The organism is Paraburkholderia sp. (assembly GCF_036488505.1).
GTDB lineage: Bacteria > Pseudomonadota > Gammaproteobacteria > Burkholderiales > Burkholderiaceae > Paraburkholderia.
Window position 1 is genome coordinate 1 of record NZ_DASXHN010000134.1, and the last position, 19,096, is coordinate 19,096.

At 62.3% G+C, this 19,096-nt stretch carries 18 protein-coding genes and 1 tRNA gene; 7 read left to right on the top strand and 12 right to left on the bottom strand.

From position 1 onward, the window contains the following. The 4 genes from hemP to VGH68_RS07695 form a co-directional block, all read right to left on the bottom strand. On the bottom strand, positions 1-232 hold a 232-nt coding region (hemP, locus tag VGH68_RS07680), incomplete at its 3' end, for a hemin uptake protein HemP (RefSeq protein ID WP_331602966.1). 179 nt (positions 233-411) lie between these two features. Beyond that, entirely contained in the window at positions 412-897 is a 486-nt protein-coding gene (locus tag VGH68_RS07685; RefSeq protein WP_331602967.1) for an SRPBCC family protein, read from the bottom strand. An 80-nt stretch (positions 898-977) separates the two neighbouring features. Next, entirely contained in the window at positions 978-1,376 is a 399-nt protein-coding gene (locus tag VGH68_RS07690; protein WP_331602968.1) for an OsmC family protein, read from the bottom strand. Between the two features lie 214 nt (positions 1,377-1,590). Beyond that, positions 1,591-2,469, bottom strand: a complete 879-nt coding sequence (locus tag VGH68_RS07695; protein ID WP_331602969.1) for a pirin family protein — start codon at positions 2,467-2,469, stop codon at positions 1,591-1,593. A 122-nt stretch (positions 2,470-2,591) separates the two neighbouring features. Here VGH68_RS07695 and VGH68_RS07700 point away from each other — a divergent pair, with 122 nt between their 5' ends. Further along, positions 2,592-3,590, top strand: coding sequence for a LysR family transcriptional regulator (locus VGH68_RS07700; RefSeq protein ID WP_331602970.1), 999 nt, complete (start codon positions 2,592-2,594; stop codon positions 3,588-3,590). 323 nt (positions 3,591-3,913) lie between these two features. Here VGH68_RS07700 and VGH68_RS07705 read toward each other — a convergent pair whose 3' ends face one another. The 8 genes from VGH68_RS07705 to VGH68_RS07740 form a co-directional block, all read right to left on the bottom strand. After that, a complete protein-coding gene (locus tag VGH68_RS07705) occupies positions 3,914-4,333 on the bottom strand; it encodes a biopolymer transporter ExbD (protein ID WP_331602971.1) in 420 nt (139 codons plus the stop codon). Between the two features lie 16 nt (positions 4,334-4,349). Beyond that, positions 4,350-5,084 (bottom strand): MotA/TolQ/ExbB proton channel family protein, encoded by a 735-nt coding sequence (locus VGH68_RS07710; RefSeq protein ID WP_331602972.1) that lies wholly within the window; start codon positions 5,082-5,084, stop codon positions 4,350-4,352. Positions 5,085-5,110: 26 nt separating this feature from the next. Continuing rightward, entirely contained in the window at positions 5,111-5,845 is a 735-nt protein-coding gene (locus VGH68_RS07715; RefSeq protein ID WP_331602973.1) for a TonB family protein, read from the bottom strand. Positions 5,846-6,194: 349 nt separating this feature from the next. Then, positions 6,195-6,449, bottom strand: a complete 255-nt coding sequence (locus VGH68_RS07720) for a (2Fe-2S)-binding protein (protein ID WP_331602975.1) — start codon at positions 6,447-6,449, stop codon at positions 6,195-6,197. A gap of 265 nt (positions 6,450-6,714) precedes the next feature. After that, a complete protein-coding gene (murI, locus tag VGH68_RS07725) occupies positions 6,715-7,602 on the bottom strand; it encodes a glutamate racemase (protein WP_331602976.1) in 888 nt (295 codons plus the stop codon). A 204-nt stretch (positions 7,603-7,806) separates the two neighbouring features. Continuing rightward, positions 7,807-8,286, bottom strand: coding sequence for a bacterioferritin (bfr, locus tag VGH68_RS07730; RefSeq protein ID WP_331602977.1), 480 nt, complete (start codon positions 8,284-8,286; stop codon positions 7,807-7,809). A gap of 216 nt (positions 8,287-8,502) precedes the next feature. Then, the gene (locus VGH68_RS07735; RefSeq protein WP_331602978.1) at positions 8,503-10,026 is read right to left on the bottom strand and encodes a fumarate hydratase; all 1,524 of its coding nucleotides are present in this window, start codon (positions 10,024-10,026) and stop codon (positions 8,503-8,505) included. 51 nt (positions 10,027-10,077) lie between these two features. After that, on the bottom strand, positions 10,078-10,647 hold the full coding sequence (locus VGH68_RS07740; protein WP_331602979.1) for a TIGR00645 family protein: 570 nt from the start codon (positions 10,645-10,647) through the stop codon (positions 10,078-10,080). A gap of 662 nt (positions 10,648-11,309) precedes the next feature. Here VGH68_RS07740 and acs point away from each other — a divergent pair. From acs to VGH68_RS07770, 6 genes are all read left to right on the top strand, one after another. Beyond that, on the top strand, positions 11,310-13,292 hold the full coding sequence (gene acs, locus VGH68_RS07745) for an acetate--CoA ligase (protein ID WP_331602980.1): 1,983 nt from the start codon (positions 11,310-11,312) through the stop codon (positions 13,290-13,292). Positions 13,293-13,489: 197 nt separating this feature from the next. Next, a complete protein-coding gene (locus VGH68_RS07750) occupies positions 13,490-13,912 on the top strand; it encodes a DUF4212 domain-containing protein (protein WP_331602981.1) in 423 nt (140 codons plus the stop codon). Positions 13,913-13,917: 5 nt separating this feature from the next. Further along, positions 13,918-15,936, top strand: a complete 2,019-nt coding sequence (locus tag VGH68_RS07755; RefSeq protein WP_331602983.1) for a sodium:solute symporter family protein — start codon at positions 13,918-13,920, stop codon at positions 15,934-15,936. A gap of 58 nt (positions 15,937-15,994) precedes the next feature. Next, positions 15,995-16,085 (top strand) — tRNA-Ser (locus VGH68_RS07760). Between the two features lie 1,297 nt (positions 16,086-17,382). Next, the gene (locus VGH68_RS07765; protein WP_331602984.1) at positions 17,383-18,267 is read left to right on the top strand and encodes a hypothetical protein; all 885 of its coding nucleotides are present in this window, start codon (positions 17,383-17,385) and stop codon (positions 18,265-18,267) included. A gap of 662 nt (positions 18,268-18,929) precedes the next feature. Beyond that, positions 18,930-19,082 carry a hypothetical protein gene (locus VGH68_RS07770; RefSeq protein WP_331602986.1) on the top strand — a complete coding sequence of 51 codons (153 nt, stop codon included), beginning with the start codon at positions 18,930-18,932 and terminating at the stop codon, positions 19,080-19,082. Positions 19,083-19,096: the final 14 nt, after the last annotated feature.

Genomic DNA, 19,096 nt, shown 5'->3' on the forward strand with positions numbered 1-19,096 from the left:
TGGCGCGTAACTGATACGTTTCACCGTTGTGCACGATGCTGATGTGACTATGGCCTTGCAGCAGCGCTTCGCTGCGCAACATCCGCTCCGCTGTCTCGCCCGTGCCTTTCGCGCGCTCGGTGGCGGGTTTCACGGCGGGTGCCGACGCCGTCGATGGTTTCGAACGGCTGGTCAGGGCGGCCGCCGTCGGGCGGCGCAGGCTGAGCGTGGACGGGCGGGTGAGATCGGCCATTGGTTTTAACTTGTTCGTCGATTCAATGAAACGATTTTAAATGATAACCATTCCTATTTACAAGTGCGAGGAATTCATCGGATTAGACTTCTGATAGGTGAACGAGTGAGCGACACGTAAGCGACGGCACGGCTCGTCTTGGGCACGGCAAAGGCTTGGGCAGGTGCCCGCGCGGTATTTCAGTGCAACGGCCCAAGGTCCTGCCGGGTCGCCACGAACTGGCGGATCAGCCGAACGGTGTCGATGTCGTTCTCGCGATACGCGGATTTGACGATCTCCTGCGTCTGCACGGCGTCCTGATCAGTCGTCGACACCGGCAGCGTGGTCGCGTACTCGAAGCGCAGGAACAGCTGCAGCTCATCTGGCTGCTCGATCGTCATCGTTAGCGAGCCGCCGACGTAGTCCGCGGTTTGCTGAATGTCGTAACGCACGCTCTGGCTTTCCTGCAACGTGACACGGTCGCGCACGGTCGCCTGGCCATAGTGGAGTTCGCGCTCGAGCACATTGCCCTCGCGCGACAGAATCGTGCAGCTATCGAGGCCGATCACGAACAACTGCGGCTGCTCGGCGCGCAGCACGAGCCCTTCCCATAGCTGATCGCGGGTCATCGATTCGACCAGGGGATTCAGCGGATCGTTGATCTGGATGAGATGTTCGAAATTCAAGACGACTGCGTCCTGTAAAAAGTTGCAATCCCGCGTGTTGCGGTACGCGGCACCGTTAGCGCACCGGCGGCCGCGCTTCGTCAAGCGACGGCGAGCGCGGAGCGGATCGAGATCGTATGGGTGAGGATCTTGTGCACCGGACACGCATTGGCGATTTGCAAGAGCCGTTCCCGCTGCTCGTCGGACAGCTCGCCTTCGAGGAGGATCTGGCGGTCGATGACCGAGCCCGCGTCGCGGGTTTCCATCGATAGTGTGACGCGGACGTTCTGGAGCGACCAGCCTTTGCGCTGCGCGTACATCTTCAGCGTAATCGACGTGCAGGCGCCGAGGCTCGACAGTAGCAGCGATACCGGTGTCGGGCCGCGGTCGCCGCCGCCGAGCGATTCCGGTTCGTCGGCGACCCACGTGTGCTTGCCGTCGTCAAAGATGACCTCGAAGTTCGTCGAGCCGGTGTGGGCGGTGACGGTGGACTCTGCCATGCGCGTTCCTGTGCGGGGGACCTAAAAAGCGTCGCGCGCCGCGGCTCGTCGGGATCGAGTTCGCGCCGCGCAACAGGAGCCGTTATTGTGAACGAATTTGACTGTGCTCGCGCCCCAGGACGAGCGATCGGGCGTCCGTAAAGGTCTGCGGTGCGCGAGCGACTGCTTACGGGTGCCTGGCGAGCGACGGGCGCAGCTGCAGGCGTCCCCGACCTCAGTGCGTAATCGCACCCATCCGCCCCGCCTGATAGTCGACCACTGCCTGGCGGATTTCGTCCTCGGTGTTCATCACGAACGGACCGTAGCGCACCACTGGCTCTTTCAGCGGTACGCCGCCGAGCAGCAGCACCTCGAGCGGCTCCTTGCCAGCGCAGAGCGTGACGGCATCACCGTCGTCGTTAAAGACGACCATCGTCCGTGCATTGATTTCCTGACGCGCATCGCCTTCACCGTACAGGCCCGTGCCGGATAGCGCATAAGCGAATACGCGATAGTCGGCCGGCACCGGTTGGCGGATCGTCGCGCCCGGCTGCAGCGAGAAATGCTGATACAGGATCGGCGTGCGCGTTTCGATCGCGGCTTTCACGCCGAGCGCCTCGCCAGCGATCACTTTTACGCTCACCTTGCCGTCTTCGGACGTCGCGACCGGAATACGCGCAGACGGGATTTCCTGGTAGCGCGGCGCAATCATCTTGTCACGGCGCGGCAGGTTCACCCACAGTTGCAGACCATGCACGCGGCCGCCCGTGCGCGTGAATTCCGGATCCGGCATCTCGCTATGCACGACGCCTGCGCCGGCGGTCATCCACTGCACGTCGCCCGCGCGCAGCGTGCCGGAATGGCCCGCCGAATCTTTGTGACCGAACTGGCCTTCAAGCGCATAGGTGACCGTTTCGAACCCGCGATGCGGATGATCGGGCGCGCCCTTGGCCTCGCCAGGCGCATAGTCGACCGGTCCCATTTCGTCGAGCAGCAGGAACGGATCGAAATCCATCAACAGACGCGTCGGAAACGGACGGTGGACGATAAAGCCGCCGCCTTCCGTCGTGCGAATCGCGGGAAAGGTGCGTTCGATCGTGCGTGACGTGCTCATCAATATCACCTCGAAAAATGGGGAATAGCATTATTTTTGAAACGTGGGGCTATTATAGGGACCGTTTTTCGACATTCCAGCCGGCGTTTGGCAATGGATTGTTCTGATAATGGAACGATGAGATGAAGATCGATTCGCATAACCTCAATGATCTGATGTATTTCTCGCAGGTCGTGGAGCACGGGGGCTTTTCCGCGGCGGAACGGGTGCTGGGCATCTCGAAGTCGCGGCTGTCGCGCCGGCTGACCGAACTCGAAGCATCGCTCGGTGTGCGCCTGTTGCAGCGCTCCACGCGCAAGCTTGCGCTGACCGAAGCGGGCCAATTGTTCTATCAGCACTGTCAGGCGATGCTGAGCGAGGCGCAGGCGGCGGTCAATGTTGTGCAGCAGTTACGCTCATCGCCGCGCGGGACGGTACGTGTAAGCGTGCCGGTCACGGTCTCGCAGACGATCCTGTCGATCATCCTGCCGGAATTCATGCACCGCTATCCGGAGGTGCGCGTCGTGATGCGCGTGACGAACCGCGTGGTCGATCTGTTCGAGGATTCGATCGACGTCGCGTTGCGCGTGCGGTCCGATCCGCCGGAAAACGCCAACATCGTCGTGCGGCCTCTGTGGCGTACGCAGCAGATGCTGGTCGGCGCACCGAGCCTGTTGCAGCAGAATGCACCGCCGCTCAGGCCGGCCGATCTGAACCGCTTCGAAACGCTCGATGTGCCGACGGGCGACGGCCGCCATGTGTACAACCTGATCTCGCCGGACGGTGCGCGCCACGCGCACGAACACGAACCGCGCCTCGTGAGCGCTGATCTGATGACGATTCGCGAGGCGGCACTCGCCGGCGTCGGTATCGCCGCGTTGCCGGAGATGATGTATGGCGCCGCATTGAGATCAGGGCAGTTGTCGCCGGTCATGCCGGGCTGGACCTTCCCGACGCCGCAGCTATACGCGGTGTTCGTGTCGCGGCAGGGGATGGTGCCGGCGGTACGCGCGTTCGTCGATTATCTGGTCGAGATGCTCGATCCAGACGACGGCAAGCACATCACGGGCGAGTGTCCGGTGCGCGACGAACAGCCGGCGAAGCAGCGCTCGCTCGCGGACGTTGCCGCCGCCGCGTCATGACGCGCGCCGCAAATCGTTTTTAGCATTTAAGCGTCGCCTGTCATCATTACTTTCAATGGCGGTTTGCTTGAATGCATGCGCGCGCGGGCCTATATTGAAATCCCTTTCGCTAAGGAGTCTCTTATGCGAAAACTCATGGCCGCTATCATAGCGGGCCTGATAGGGCTGACCGCGCTGTCCGTGTCGACCACGGCCGTCGCATGCGGTGATACGAGCTATCAGTCTTCGGCCGATGGCAAATGATCCCGCCGCCCGAATGCGCCGAGCGCGCACAAAAAAGGCCTTCATCTGACGATGAAGGCCTTTACTTTTTGGCCCGCCAATTACTTCGCTTTGGGCTGGGTGACGAAACCGATCTTCGTTAGGCCACCGGCCTGCGCGGCCGACATCACCTGCGCGACCTTCTCGTAAGGCACCTTGCGGTCCGCATCGAGATGCAGTTCCGGCTGGGGGCTCGCCTGCGCGGCCTGCGCGATCTTCTGCGCCAGTGCCGCGTCGTCGACCTTGCTGTTGTCCCACAGCACGTCGCCGTCAGCATCGATCGACACGGTCACCTGCGCGGGCTTCGTGTCCTCTTTCTGACTGCTCGCGTGCGGCAGATCGATCTTCACCGCATGACGGATCACCGGGATCGTTACCATGAAGACGATCAGCAGAACCAGCATCACGTCGACGAGCGGCGTCATGTTGATCTCGTTCATCAGGCCGTCGTCATCGTCGCCGGCGAAGGGGCTCATTGCCATCGGAATGCCTCGTCGATCAATTGGCGTTGGCGCGGGTCGCGAGACGCAGACCGTCGCGTCTGGACGATGACAGGCGCGCACCCGTCACGAAGAACGCGTGCAGGCCGTGCGCGAAGCGGCTCAGCTTCGCGACGAGCGCCTTGTTCGCGCGCGTCAGCGCGTTATAGCCGAGCACCGCCGGAATCGCGACGAACAGACCGAACGCCGTCATGATCAGCGCTTCGCCGACCGGGCCGGCAACCTGATCGATCGACGACTGACCGCTTGCGCCGATCGCGAGCAGCGCGTGATAGATGCCCCACACGGTACCGAACAGACCCACGAACGGTGCGGTGCTGCCGATCGACGCAAGAATCGCGAGCCCGCTCTGCATGCGCGCGACGCTTTCGTCCATCGTGTCCTTCAGGCAGCGCGTAACCCAGTCCGACACATCCATGCGGTCGTGCAGATGCGGCTGCGTCTGGTGATGATGGTCGGCCGCTTCCTGGCCCGACAGCGCGAGCGCGAGGAACGGATTGTCCTGCGGCGAGGATGAACCGCCGCCGAGTTTCTGCACCCCGTCGGCGAGATCGTCGGAGTGCCAGAACGACTGTTCGGCGTCCTTCGTGAGACGCTTCAGACGCATCACGTTCCAGCCTTTGATGACAATCACGCTCCACGACAGCACCGACATGATCAGCAGCGTGAGCGCGATACCGCGCGTCACGAAATCCCCTTGCGCCCACACGTGCGCCAATCCGTAGTTTTGCATTGCAATTCCTTTTTTTGAAATCCGCTTCAATCGTCCAGATTGAAGTTGTAAGGCTGGGTATATGCGGCGCGAACTGGTTGGCCGTTCTCCATGTAAGGCTTGCACGTGCTCGCATGCACGGCGGCGAGCGCGGCGTCGTCGAGACGGGTGAAGCCGCTTGTCTTCTTGAGTTCGATGTTCTCGAGCCTGCCGCTCAGTCCGACCACGAACTTCACGTACGCGGTGCCGGTTTCGCCGCGCCGCCGCGACAGCGCCGGGTAATCAGGCTTGGCGATGTTGCAGTCGAGATGCGTGACGTTCTTCGGCGCGGCGATGTCCATCGTTTCCTTGCCGATCGCGGGTGCCGCCGCGGCCGGCGGAGCCGCCGGCGCGGCGGGCGCGGGCGGTGTCGGATCGAGCGCCGGGATCGGTGTCGGCGAGGGCGCGGCCGCTTGCGGCAACGGAACGGGCGTGGACTTGGGCGTTGGGGCGGGCTTCGGCTGCAGCTTCGGCTTGGTATGAACCAGCGGCGCCGGCCGCGGGGGCGGCGGTGCGATCGATTGCAGCGCGGGCGCGGCCACCGGCGCGGGCGGCAGGAGCTCGGCGGTCATCACGTGCGATTCGAGCACCGGCTGCACCGGGTCGTGACGCAGCGTGATGATGAAGGCCAGCAACGCGACGTGAATCGCCGCCACCACGGCGGTAGCGGTCAGCGCGCGGGGATTCGTACGGGGACGTGAAGCCAGCGGAGCGCCGGCGGGGACGGGGTGAGGAGCCTGCATGTTAGCGTGGCAGCGCGCCGCTCGCGCGGCACGTCAGACAGGACATCGTCATGTTCGGAAAATCAGCAGCGAAATGAACAGGGTAGTCACGAAACCAGTCAGCAATTCCATCTCGAACTCCTTAAAACGGCTGAGCGGCGCGGCTGGCTGGTACGAATACTGGCTTGCTGACGGCAGTGGGATAACCTAGCGCGAAGGTAAGGCAAATATGTGGCAGAAAAGCGGCACGTCCGCTCTCACATCAGAAGTTACATTTTCGGTCGCACACGGGAAGTCACATTTGATGCGGACCCGGGTATGAACGTTGGAACAACCTCGCAACGGCTCGCAGCGTGTCCCGAAAGCTGGGTCAGGCTGCCTTGCGCTCGTAGAACGTGACCTGCACCACCTGCGCGACGGTCTGCACAGGTTGGTGCTCGACCGCGCCGCAGCGGCTCGCGCACACACCGCTTTGCAGCATCACGTCGCGCACCGACTCCTCGCATTTGCCGCAGCACGAGGCGACCCCGAGTTCGAACTGCAACTCGTCGAATGAATCGATACCGTCCGCGATCGAGGAGCGGATTGTGCGGTCGGAAACGGATTTGCAGACACAGACAATCATGGCAGGCGTCAGGGCTAACGTTAATGCGAATTATTATCATTATGTTTAGGCCGTTTGGCAAGCACCCTGAGCGATTTTTTGTAACAAAACCGGCCTCTTAGAAGGGTTGGCTCAGGACGAGAGGACCGCACGTGTGCTGTCGGGAGCGCGGCAAAAGCGCGAGCCCGGTGCGGGCGAGCAGCCGGAAGCCGCGGCGAAAGGCGTCTCAGAGCGAGGCGCAAGCGTTCGCGAAAGCCCGACGGAAGCTTCCGCGCGACCTCCGACTCTACGCCGCGCGCGAATCCCGCTCGGCGGTGCGCGGCGACGGGATCAACACCTGTTCGACGGCGGCGTCGATGTGCACCAGCGTCGCAGCGAGCCGTTGTAGATGAACGCCATCATCGGTGGAATAGAAGCGTGGCAGCGGAGTGCCGGCCGCAGGTGGGGCGGCGCGCGCGCCGTGTTGCTCCAGCACGCGCTCGAGTTGGCGAGCGATCGCGACGCTGGTGTCGATCAGCGCAAGCCGATCGCCCACGATATCGCGGATCGCCGCATCGAGAAACGGGTAGTGGGTGCAGCCGAGCACGAGCGTGTCGGCGCCCGCGTCGAGCATCGGTTCGAGATAGCCGCGCAGCAGCGCGCGCAGCTCGGGCGAGCCGACGTCGCAGCGCTCGACGGCCTGTACGAGCCCATGGCCCGGCTGGCACAGAAAGCCGCAGTCGGCGGCGTAACGTTCGAGCAATCCCTGAAAGCGGACGCTGCGCAGTGTGGCTTGCGTCGCGAGCACGCCGGCGACGCGGCTTGTCGATTGCAGCGCCGCGGGCTTGATACCGGGTTCGACGCCGATCAGCGGAATCCGCAGCTTTTCGCGCACCAGCGCGATCGATTGCGCGGTAGCCGTGTTGCACGCAACCACCAACGCCTTCGCGCCGCGTTGCACCAGCCATTCGCCGATCGCAAGCGTGCGGTCGGCGATGAAGTCGTCGTCGCGTTCGCCGTACGGCGCGTACAGCGAGTCGGCGACATACAGCATCGCTTCGTCAGGCAGTTGCGCGCGCACCGCCCGCAGCACGGACAGACCGCCGAGCCCCGAATCGAAAATGCCGATCGGCGCCTGCGCCGCGGCGCCACCAGTGAAAGGCCGGATAGTCGGGGACGGCGAGGTTGCGGGCATAGGCGTGGAAGACGTACGTGATTCGACGTTCGACAAGACAACAAAACCAGTTAATGCGTCAGACAGTGCGCTAAACCGTGCGCAAGTATATCGCCGTGCGGCGCGCTTCAGCGCGAACTCATCGGCCGATGCGTCAGTGCGGTTGCGCGTTGCTCGCGCGCCGGGCGATTGCGCCGCCGCACGCCAATCTGACGTGTAGCCCGATCACGATTCGACCGAGCCCATCGCGCTTTGCTGATAGTTCTGAATACCCACCTTGTCGATCAGATCGAGCTGGGTTTCGAGCCAGTCGATATGTTCTTCGGTGTCGTCGAGAATCGTCGTAAAGATTTGACGCGAGATGAAATCGCGAACCGATTCGCAATAGGCAATCGCTTCCTTGCAGGTGTTTTGCGAAATCTGTTCGAGCTTCAGATCGCATTCGAGGATCTCTTTGGTTTCCTCGCCGATCAGCAGCTTGTGCAGATCCTGCAGATTCGGCAGACCGTCGAGCATGAAGATGCGCTCGATCAGCATGTCGGCGTGCTTCATTTCGCCGATCGACTCATCGTATTCATGCTTGCCGAGTTTTTCGAGGCCCCAATGGCGGTACATCCGCGCATGCAGGAAGTACTGGTTGATCGCGGTCAGCTCGTTCTTGAGCTGCGCGTTCAGATATTCGATGACCTTCTTATCGCCTTGCATGCTATTTCCTTTTCTCGGACCTTGAATTTCCAACAACAATAAACGCCATACCTGAAAAAGCCAAGAAAACCGGCACAACTTTTGGCATCGCCGGGCCGCATTGCGTTGAGCTTCGCGCGCCGAACGGCTCCTGCATGGCGCACGGCAATAAAAAAGCCGGGACCGCAGCCCCGGCTTCTCACTTGCTGACAGGCTTTTGCCGACGCTAGCGGCGTATCAAACGGTGGCGACGGGAATCTTGCCGATCTTCGCCCGCCATTCCTTCGGGCCGGTCTGGTGCACCGAGGTGCCGTTCGAATCGACCGCGACCGTCACCGGCATGTCCTGCACATCGAACTCATAGATCGCTTCCATGCCGAGGTCTTCGAACGCCAGCACCTTCGCGCTGCGAATCGCCTTCGACACCAGATACGCGGCGCCGCCCACGGCCATCAGATACGCCGCCTTGTGCTTTTTGATCGCCTCGATTGCAACCGGGCCACGCTCGGCCTTGCCGATCATCGAAATGAGACCGGTTTGCGCGAGCATCGTCTCGGTGAACTTGTCCATCCGCGTCGCGGTGGTCGGGCCTGCCGGGCCGACCGCTTCGTCGCGTACCGGGTCGACTGGGCCGACGTAGTAGATCACGCGGTTCGTGAAGTCGACCGGCAGCTTCTCGCCCTTCGCGAGCATATCGGCGATGCGCTTGTGCGCGGCATCGCGGCCCGTCAACATCTTGCCCGATAGCAGCAGCGTCTGGCCCGGCTTCCAGCTAGCCACTTCCGCCGGCGTCAGCGTGTTGAGGTCGACGCGTTTGCTGGTTTCCGTGTTCGGTTCCCACTGCACCTTCGGCCATGCATCGAGCGAAGGCGCGTCGAGCTTCGCGACGCCCGAGCCGTCGAGCGTGAAGTGCGCGTGGCGAGTCGCCGCGCAGTTCGGGATGATCGCGATCGGCTTGGACGCGGCGTGCGTCGGCGCGGCCATGATCTTCACATCGAGCACGGTGGCCAGACCGCCGAGACCCTGCGCGCCGATACCGAGCGCGTTGACCTTCTCATAGAGCTCGACGCGCAGTTCGTCGATCCAGTCCTTCGGGCCGCGAGCGATCACGTCCTGAATGTCGATCGGATCCATCAGCGATTCCTTGGCCATCACCATCGCTTTCTCGGCGGTGCCGCCGATGCCTATGCCGAGCATCCCAGGCGGGCACCAGCCGGCGCCCATCGTCGGTACGGTTTTCAGGATCCAGTCGACGATCGAATCGGACGGGTTCAGCATCGCGAACTTCGACTTGTTTTCCGAGCCGCCGCCCTTCGCCGCAACCTGCACGTCGACCTTGTCGCCCGGCACGATCTCGTAGTGGATCACGGCCGGCGTGTTGTCCTTCGTGTTCTTGCGCGCGCCTTCGGGCGGGCTGACGATCGATGCGCGCAGCACGTTGTCCGGGTTCAGATAACCGCGGCGCACGCCCTCGTTGATCATCTCGGTCACGCCCATCGTCGCGCCGTCCCAACGCACGTCCATACCGACCTTCACGAACACCGTGACGATGCCGGTATCCTGGCAGATCGGGCGCTTGCCTTCGGCGCACATGCGGCTGTTGGTCAGGATCTGCGCGATCGCGTCCTTCGCGGCCGGGCTCTGCTCGAGCTCGTAAGCGCGGCCGAGCGCCTGGATGTAATCGAGCGGATGGTAGTAGCTGATGTATTGCAGCGAATCAGCGATGCTCTGAATCAGGTCTTCCTGTTTGATGACGGTCATGGCTAGCTCAGTGGGGAGGGGCGCTTGTGTGCGGATCGCAGTGCAACGCGGTCAGTCTTGCGCCTTCATGGGAGTGGAACCTTTGAGACCGCCCACCGCGTGTAATGCGGTGGGCTCTTCGAAATGTCGGGGATGCGTGTGCGTGGTCAGGCGGTCGACCAGCGCCATCACGAGTGCCGAGACGAGGAACGCGACATGGATGATCACCTGCCACATGATCGTGTGGGTCGAGTTCTGGTCGGGGCTGATAAACGTCTTCAGCAGATGGATCGACGAGATGCTGATCAGCGCCATCGAGAGTTTGACTTTCAGCACGCCGGCGTTCACGTGATCGAGCCATTCCGGTTCGTCCGGGTGACCGTCGAGGCCCAGGCGCGACACGAACGTTTCATATCCGCCGATGATCACCATGATCAGCAGGTTCGAGATCATCACCACGTCGATCAGGCCCAGCACGACGAGCATGATGCTGGTCTCGTCGAGCGTCATCGCGGCGGTGACCAGATGCCAGACTTCCTTGATGAACAGCACAACGTAGACAGCCTGCGCGACGATCAGGCCGAGATAGAGCGGCACCTGCAGCCAGCGGCTCATGAAAATCAGATGGGGCAGCGCGCGCATCGGGCGGCGCGGACGGGCGGGGGCGGGTCGCGAAGCGGACATAGGCAACGATCAGAACAAGCGCGGATGACGGCGGTGGACAACTGCGCCGGCCGGCATGCCGGCTGCGCAGATGGTTCAGGCGGGCGGATCGGGCGACGGTTCGAGCAACGCGCTCGAATGTGCGGCCGGCACGCAAGCCAGGCGCCGACGGTGCGGTGCGAACTCAGTGAAGGCCGCAAAGCTCGCGTCGGGCGCGCCATTGTACAGCGTCGGTCGAATGTGCTGCCGCGCGATGGAAGTGATGAGAAACAGGGCGTAGCGATTCAAGCTGGAATCCGGACGGCTAGTTCAGTTAGCATTGAAAAAGCGCGCAACGCAGCGCAAAGTCGCGCGAGGCACCGCGCGCGGCGCGCCGCTCGTGCGCGGCTAAGGGTTTTCGCTTGGCGATCGGGGTGATCAGCGTAAGTGGCCGGTAAGTTGAAACGCTTATGGTTAGCGTGAATACTGGGCCAGGACGCCCGTCTGGCTTGCACGAACGGATGTTGCATCGCCGCACCGATAGGGGCCGCGGCATGCCGAGGTGGGAGACAGCGCCGCGCTAGCGCGGCTCTAACAGCACAAGCTGCGCGTCACGCGCGCCGACACAGGTTTTACGTTTCATCTTCACCAAGGGGTTGTCGATGTCTGCGATTGAATCGGTTCTTCAGGAAAGCCGCGTTTTTCCGCCCTCAGCCGAAACGGCGAAGGGCGCCACGGTCTCCGGCATGGACGCGTACCGGGCGCTTGCCGCCGAAGCGGAGCGCGATTACGAAGGCTTCTGGGGGCGTCTCGCGCGCGAGACGCTGAGCTGGCACAAGCCGTTCACCAAGGTGCTCGACGAATCGAACGCGCCGTTCTATACGTGGTTCGCGGACGGCCAGCTGAACGCGTCATACAACAGCATCGACCGTCACGTCGACGCCGGTCACGGCGAGCGCGTTGCGATCGTGTTCGAGGCCGACGACGGCACGGTCACCAACGTCACGTACCACGATCTGCTGCAACGTGTATCGCGCTTCGCGAACGCGCTGAAAAAGCGCGGTGTGAAGAAGGGGGACCCGGTCGTCATCTACATGCCGATGTCGATCGAGGGCGTCGTCGCGATGCAGGCCTGCGCGCGTATCGGCGCGACGCATTCGGTCGTGTTCGGCGGCTTTTCGTCGAAGTCGCTCAACGAGCGGCTGGTCGACGTCGGCGCGGTCGCGCTGATAACGTCGGACGAACAGATGCGCGGCGGCAAGGCCCTGCCGCTGAAGAACATCGCCGACGAAGCGCTCGCGCTCGGCGGCTGCGAGAAGGTCAAAAGCGTGATCGTGTATCGCCGCACTGGCGGCAAGGTCGCGTGGAACGAAGGGCGCGACCTGTGGATGCACGAGCTCGCGCAGGCGGAGTCGGATCAGTGCGAGCCCGAATGGGTCGACGCCGAGCATCCACTCTTCATCCTGTATACGTCCGGCTCGACCGGCAAGCCGAAGGGCGTGCAGCACAGTACCGGCGGCTATCTGCTGTGGGCCGCGCAGACCATCAAATGGACCTTCGACTGGAAGCCCACCGACGTGTTCTGGTGTACCGCCGACATCGGCTGGATCACCGGCCATAGCTACATCACGTACGGGCCGCTCACGCTCGGCGGCACCCAGGTCGTGTTCGAAGGCGTGCCGACCTATCCGGACGCCGGCCGCTTCTGGCAGATGATCCACAAGCACAAGGTCACGCTGTTCTACACCGCGCCGACCGCGATCCGCTCGCTGATCAAGGCCGCCGAGGCCGACTCGAAAGTGCATCCGAAGAGCTACGACCTGTCGTCGCTGCGCATCATCGGCACGGTTGGCGAGCCGATCAATCCGGAAGCGTGGGTGTGGTACTACGAGAACGTCGGCGGCAGCCGCTGCCCGATCGTCGATACCTGGTGGCAAACCGAAACCGGCGGCCACATGATCACGCCGCTGCCGGGCGCGACGCCGCTCGTGCCGGGTTCGTGCACGCTGCCGCTGCCGGGCATCATGGCCGCGGTCGTCGATGAAACCGGCCAGGACGTGCCCAACGGGCAGGGCGGTATTCTGGTGATCAAGCGTCCGTGGCCGTCGATGCTCCGCAACGTGTGGGGCGACCCGGACCGCTACAGGAAGAGCTACTTCCCCGACGAACTCGGCGGCCGGCTCTATCTCGCCGGCGACGGCGCGGTGCGCGACAAGCAGACCGGCTACTTTACGATCATGGGCCGTATCGACGACGTGCTCAACGTGTCCGGTCATCGGCTCGGCACGATGGAGATCGAGTCGGCGCTGGTCGCGAATCCGCTCGTCGCCGAGGCCGCGGTGGTCGGGCGGCCCGATGCGACGACCGGCGAGGCAGTGTGCGCGTTCGTCGTGTTGAAGCGCCCGCGTCCGCAGGGCGAGGAAGCCGTGAAACTCGCGAACGAACTGCGTAACTGGGTTGCCAAGGAGATCGGTCCGATCGCGAAGCCGAAGGACATCCGCTTCGGTGAGAATCTGCCGAAGACGCGCTCGGGCAAGATCATGCGCCGTCTGCTGCGCTCGCTCGCGAAGGGCGAGGCGATCACGCAAGACGTCTCCACGCTCGAAAATCCGGCGATTCTCGACCAGCTTGGCGAGTCGCTGTAAGCAGGCTCCAAGGGGATGGTGAACGTCCGTCATTGATGTGTGCAGGCGCGTATCGACCGATACGCGCCTGTGCGGGATGCGCCGAGCGCCAGTGCTGGCAGCCCCATTCTGGCAACCCGCTCAAACGGCTTCCGACAAAAAGGCATCGCGCGGACAATCCCAATTGCCTGCGCGATGCCTTTTTGATACATAGGCGCATGACCGCGCCGCACCTTTCGTCCCGCACTACGCTGAATCCCGCGCCCGAACCGCCACCGGTATCGGCGGCGATGGCGCTCGCGCATCGCAAGTACTGGCGTTTCAACCTCGCGCTGATCGCGACATTGATGACGCTGGGTTTCATCGTGTCGTTCGTCGTGCCGCTGATGGCGCCGGCGCTCGCACCGACGCGCATCGCCGGTTTCAGGCTGCCGTTCTACTTCGGCGCGCAGGGGGCGATCCTGATCTACCTCGCGCTGATCGTCGTGTACATCGTGCTGATGCAGCGTGCCGACCGCCAGTTGCAGCGCGCGTTCGAAGCGGATTCGAAGGCGAGCACGACGAGCGATGCCGCCACCGGCTGCACGGACAGTTCCACCCATGGCGCCAGCGCGAGCGCGCCGGCCGCGCGCGGACGCTGAGCGCGATGAAACTCACGCATCGGCTGATCCGCTCATACGCGCTTTATGCGCTCGGTTTCCTGCTGTTCATCTACGTGATGTGGCGCATCGAACGTACCACCGGCCCCGGCGTGTGGATCGGCTATGTATTCCTGTTCGTGCCGATCGCGGTGTATGCGGTGATCGGGGTGCTGTCGCGCACGTCCGATCTGGTCGAGTACTACGTAGCGGGGCGGCGCGTGCCGTCGGTGTTCAACGGCATGGCGACCGCGGCCGACTGGCTGTCGGCCGCGTCCTTCATCGGCCTTGCCGGTTCGATCTACGTGAGCGGCTACGACGGTCTCGCCTATCTGATGGGCTGGACCGGCGGCTATTGCCTCGTCGCGTTCCTGCTCGCGCCGTATGTGCGCAAACTCGCGCGCTATACGATTCCCGATTTTCTCGGCACGCGCTTTTCGAGCAACGCGGTGCGCGGCCTGGCGGCGCTGGCCGCGATCCTCTGTTCGTTCGTCTATCTGGTCGCGCAGATTCAGGGCGTGGGCCTGATCGCGACGCGCTTCATCGGCGTCGATTTCGCGGTTGGCATTTTCTGCGGACTCGCGGGCATTCTGGTGTGTTCGTTTCTCGGCGGCATGCGCGCGGTCACATGGACCCAGGTTGCGCAGTACATCATCCTGATCGCGGCGATCCTGATCCCGGTGTCGATGATCGCGCATAAGGACGGCCTCGGCTGGGTGCCGCAAGTGAGCTACGGACGCTTGATGGAGCGCATGGAAGGACTCGAGAAGGCGGTGCGCGACGCGCCGCTCGAGCAGCGCGTGCGCGACGACTACCGGCGCCGCGCCGCGCTGATGCAGATGCGGCTCGATACACTGCCGCAATCGTTCGCCGACGAGAAGCGGCGGCTGAGCGAAGAGGTCGCGGATCTGCGCCGCCACAATGGCCCGTTGCGCGACATCAAGGAGCGCGAACGCGCGCTCGAACAGTTTCCGCGCGACGCCGCCGCCGCGCGGATCGTCTGGACTCAGCGGCGCGAGGACATGCTGATGCGTGCGGCCGCGCCGGTGCCGATGCACGAGCCGTTTCCGGCGCTCGCCGACGAAGACCGCAACACTCACGAACGCAATTTTCTGTCGCTGCTGCTGTGCCTGTCGCTCGGTACCGCGAGCCTGCCGCATATTCTGACGCGCTATAACACGACGACGTCGGTCGCGTCGGCGCGTCGCTCGGTCGGCTGGACGCTCTTTTTCGTCGCGCTGTTTTATCTGACCGTGCCGGTGCTGGCCGTACTGATCAAGTACGAGATGCTGACGAACCTCGTTGGCCATCACTTCGCCGATCTGCCGCAATGGCTGATGCAATGGCGCAAGGTCGAGCCGAGCCTGATCAGCCTCGCCGATACGAACGGCGACGGCATCGTGCGATGGAGCGAGATCCAGATGCAGCCCGATATGGTCGTGCTCGCGGCGCCGGAGATCGCGGGGCTGCCGTACGTGATGTCGGGGCTGATCGCGGCGGGCGCACTCGCGGCGGCGTTGTCGACCGCGGATGGCCTGTTGCTGACGATCGCGAACGCGTTGTCGCACGATGTGTACTACCACATGGTCGACCCGGCCGCGACGAGCCAGCGGCGCGTGACGATCTCGAAGATTCTGCTGCTCGGGGTAGCGCTGTTTGCATCGTATGTCGCGTCGCTCAATACCGGGAACATCCTGTTCCTGGTCGGCGCGGCGTTTTCACTGGCGGCGTCGAGCCTGTTCCCGGTACTCGTTCTCGGTGTGTTCTGGAAACGCACGACGCGGCTCGGCGCGGTGGCGGGCATGGTGGCCGGGCTCGTCGTGTGCATCTACTACATCGTATCGACGTATCCGTTCTTCACGCAGATGACCGGTTTCACCGGCGCCCGCTGGTTTGGCATCGAGCCGATCAGTTCGGGCGTGTTCGGGGTGCCGGCCGGCTTTCTGGTGGCGATTTGCGTGAGCCTGATCGATCGCAAACCGGACGCTTATACGGTCGCGCTGGTGGACTATATCCGGCATCCGTAGGAGGTTTGCGGCGGGCTATAGCGGACGGCGGGAAGTTTGCTATAATTCGGCTCCCCGCGGAGAGATGGATGAGCGGTTTAAGTCGCACGCCTGGAAAGCGTGTATAGGTTAATAACCTATCCGGGGTTCGAATCCCCGTCTCTCCGCCAGAACTGAATGATAAGCCGTTGAATCTAAAGAGATTCAACGGCTTTTTGTTTTCTCGGCCTACAAATGACTATCAAATGAGTTCCTGTGCGAACAGGGTAGCTATTGGCGCATCCGTAGTAGTGACGGTTACCCGGCGAGCAAAACCTATCGGGTAGACTGCGGGAAACTGGCATCTGCTTCGGTCCGCTGTACTTCCCTCTAACGCGACTCAATCTGTCCCGACCTGTCGTTTGCAACGAAAGCCACACACCCGGCTGTGCGTGCGCAAGGCAGGGTGCAGCAAGGGCTTTTCCCGCCCTCTCCGCTGCAGTGCCTCGCTATTTAGAATGCTATTTCGCGTAATGGTGAGCTAAACGAAAAGCAGGGTTTGGATAGCTGCAAAGACGTATCAGGCAAGTCACACTGACAAGGCGGGCAATCAGTCGTGAGTGGTCAATTCTCTCCATCTAACAATGCATTGGCCAGCCTTTGCTGACCTTATAGGGGCATTCACTTCTCCGCGGACTCGTCAAGAGTGGAACGATAAGTTCGCTCATTGGGAGCGACCGGCCAGCGTCATTGAGTCGGGCACGATCGAACGTGCCAAGTCCAACGTCACTGACGCGATATCCGGCAATGCTTGGTTGCAACAAGAGCATGACTGGGCTTGAGCTGCTCGATCGAGATAAGAAGCGGCAGCGAAAGTGGAGCGCACTGGGGCCGTGCCTTGGGTATGGCAGCTTTATAGTTTTCTCGTTGGCCTACTTATTGCCGCGTTTCTGTCGTTCCATTTGCCCCGGTAGTGATATCTGCGGATTTACGACGAAGTTGCAGTCACGCCTACCTATCCGGGGCCGGGGTCTTCACCGGCTCGCAGTGCGACGCGAACACGCCATTCCTGCTCATAGCGCCAATCGGCATGTTTGCGAAACGCCATGTCCCAGATACGGGGTAGGGACAGCCTGCGCTACCTGCCATCTCAGCTGCGGCCGCCTGAAGCTCTGCCCCAAAGTCGGCACGCGTCCATGCCTGCAGCGAAGCGGGCGAGATCACCGTCAGCATCGATGCAGCGGATACTCGTTAGTCTCCGACGAATGATCCGCGCATGCTGCTCATGCTGCCAGTCGACAGGCTCTACGTCACAGGTAGGTCAGTAAGAACTCAGACCTCAACACTGTGATGGGCCTCGCTTTGCTGGCCCGAAAAATGCAAGGGTTGCGCTGGGCAACGAAGTAGTTCATGGTCGAGCCTTGTGTGAACCTCATACGGCTTGCAACCCATGCACGACACGATTTACCCGACTGAAGGAGATCGACCATGCGTGATACCGTCGCCACCACCGAGTCCCGCTCCCCCAGCAAATCTCACAGCTCGCATTTCGCAGTAGTCGATCATTACGCCCGGGCCGCCCAGCGCAGGCTCAGCAATTTCAGCGTGATGAACGTGCTGCGCACTTTCCCGCAGTTCATTCCATGTAGCGAAGGAAGCTACAAGGCCAGAGCAAAGCTCACGGTCGATGCGATCAACCAGACGCTCCCTCTATTGAGCGACCTGGCGGCCTACGTCGGAAGGCCGCAGGCGCCCGTCATTGAAATCGCCGACTTTCCGGCCAACGACGAACAACGCCAGGCCGCAAGCGCGCTGAAGGAGCGCCTCGACGCTCAAGGCAGCGACAAGTCGAGCCATCACAGCTACCACCATCTGTACGGTGCGATACTTGCGGATCGCGAGGCCATGCGCTCGGTGATCGAAATTGGCATCGGCACCCATCATTCCGACACCGTTTCATACATGGTCAGAGGCGAGGCGGGCGGATCGCTCAGGGCGTTCAGGGATTTTCTCCCTTTCGCGCAGATCTATGGAGCGGACATCGACCGCCGGGTCCTCTTCGAGGAGGAGCGTATCCAGACGTTCTTCGTCGACCAGACTGATCCAGCCAGTTTGGAGCAGCTCGCAGGATCAGTGGTTGGCGAATGCGATCTCATCATCGACGACGGTCTGCACTCTCCGCATGCCAACATTCAGACGCTGATATTCGGGTTGAAAAAGGTGAGGCTCGGCGGCTGGGTCGTGGTGGAAGACATCGGACACGACGCGCTGCCCGTTTGGCAGGCCGTCAGCGCGTTGCTTCCCGCCCGCTATCAATCGTATATCGTCAACGAGCAGCACGCGCTTTTGTTCGCGGTGAAGCGCCTCGAATGATCCGCGCGGGCTGTTCCGCCTCACTCGACGCTCATGGTGCGGCACGCAAGTCGCGCCGGGCCTCACGCCCACCATGTCCGGCCACGTGCCGGAGAAGGACATCATCAATGACTTTGATGCAGCTTCGCTGCAATCACGAAAAAGGGGGATTGCGGCGTGCCGGTGGCAAACCCAGCCCATGCCGGGTCAACGGCAAGCCGATGCTTCACAACGAGACGAATGTCTAACGGCGCCAGCATATGCGCGTATATGCCGGGCACTGGATTTCAAACCACGAGCGACCATACCGATATGGTCAAACATGCGCGTCACGTCGCTATAGAAAACGGTAGGTTTCAGCTTGCCACAGCGAGCCGCTAATAACCATCGACGCTTGTGCAGCGATCCCCTTCTTCCCGAAAACGAACGTTCAACGAGACAGCCATTGGCTATCGTTGGATGCAGGTACTCCTCACATCGGTTACTGCGCGATCCCTGTTGGGAACGATTGCTGCCGGGTTGCGTGCTGTCTATCGCAGCCTATCGAGGTTGAAGGTGTGTGCAAAGTGCATGAGTCGGCACCCCCGCCATGGGAAACCGGTGTTTCCTTTTATCTGTCAAAAAAGATGAGCGAGAGAGCGGCGAGCAACTCCGGACCGCTGTGGCGAAAGCACCTTACGGCAATGGGACTGGACGACCGCGGCCAGTTCAACACAGTTGCGACGGACGATACCGCGCATCTTGGCGACTTGTTCTTTGAAGCATTCGAAGGAACGGTGGACGATATTGGACAGGCCTGGTTGCAGTCGAGCGCCAAAGCCAGAGCAAATGCTTAGCGGTCGATACGGGC

What these genes read in the sequence shown, in the direction of transcription:
- VGH68_RS07690 (WP_331602968.1), bottom strand. Translation starts at nt 1,376, where the DNA reads ATGGCAGAGTCCACCGTCACCGCCCACACCGGCTCGACGAACTTCGAG.
- VGH68_RS07695 (WP_331602969.1), bottom strand. Translation starts at nt 2,469, where the DNA reads ATGAGCACGTCACGCACGATCGAACGCACCTTTCCCGCGATTCGCACG.
- VGH68_RS07700 (WP_331602970.1), top strand. Translation starts at nt 2,592, where the DNA reads ATGAAGATCGATTCGCATAACCTCAATGATCTGATGTATTTCTCGCAG.
- VGH68_RS07705 (WP_331602971.1), bottom strand. Translation starts at nt 4,333, where the DNA reads ATGGCAATGAGCCCCTTCGCCGGCGACGATGACGACGGCCTGATGAAC.
- VGH68_RS07710 (WP_331602972.1), bottom strand. Translation starts at nt 5,084, where the DNA reads ATGCAAAACTACGGATTGGCGCACGTGTGGGCGCAAGGGGATTTCGTG.
- VGH68_RS07715 (WP_331602973.1), bottom strand. Translation starts at nt 5,845, where the DNA reads ATGCAGGCTCCTCACCCCGTCCCCGCCGGCGCTCCGCTGGCTTCACGT.
- VGH68_RS07720 (WP_331602975.1), bottom strand. Translation starts at nt 6,449, where the DNA reads ATGATTGTCTGTGTCTGCAAATCCGTTTCCGACCGCACAATCCGCTCC.
- murI (WP_331602976.1), bottom strand. Translation starts at nt 7,602, where the DNA reads ATGCCCGCAACCTCGCCGTCCCCGACTATCCGGCCTTTCACTGGTGGC.
- bfr (WP_331602977.1), bottom strand. Translation starts at nt 8,286, where the DNA reads ATGCAAGGCGATAAGAAGGTCATCGAATATCTGAACGCGCAGCTCAAG.
- VGH68_RS07735 (WP_331602978.1), bottom strand. Translation starts at nt 10,026, where the DNA reads ATGACCGTCATCAAACAGGAAGACCTGATTCAGAGCATCGCTGATTCG.
- VGH68_RS07740 (WP_331602979.1), bottom strand. Translation starts at nt 10,647, where the DNA reads ATGCGCGCGCTGCCCCATCTGATTTTCATGAGCCGCTGGCTGCAGGTG.
- acs (WP_331602980.1), top strand. Translation starts at nt 11,310, where the DNA reads ATGTCTGCGATTGAATCGGTTCTTCAGGAAAGCCGCGTTTTTCCGCCC.
- VGH68_RS07750 (WP_331602981.1), top strand. Translation starts at nt 13,490, where the DNA reads ATGACCGCGCCGCACCTTTCGTCCCGCACTACGCTGAATCCCGCGCCC.
- VGH68_RS07755 (WP_331602983.1), top strand. Translation starts at nt 13,918, where the DNA reads ATGAAACTCACGCATCGGCTGATCCGCTCATACGCGCTTTATGCGCTC.
- VGH68_RS07765 (WP_331602984.1), top strand. Translation starts at nt 17,383, where the DNA reads ATGCGTGATACCGTCGCCACCACCGAGTCCCGCTCCCCCAGCAAATCT.
- VGH68_RS07770 (WP_331602986.1), top strand. Translation starts at nt 18,930, where the DNA reads ATGGGACTGGACGACCGCGGCCAGTTCAACACAGTTGCGACGGACGAT.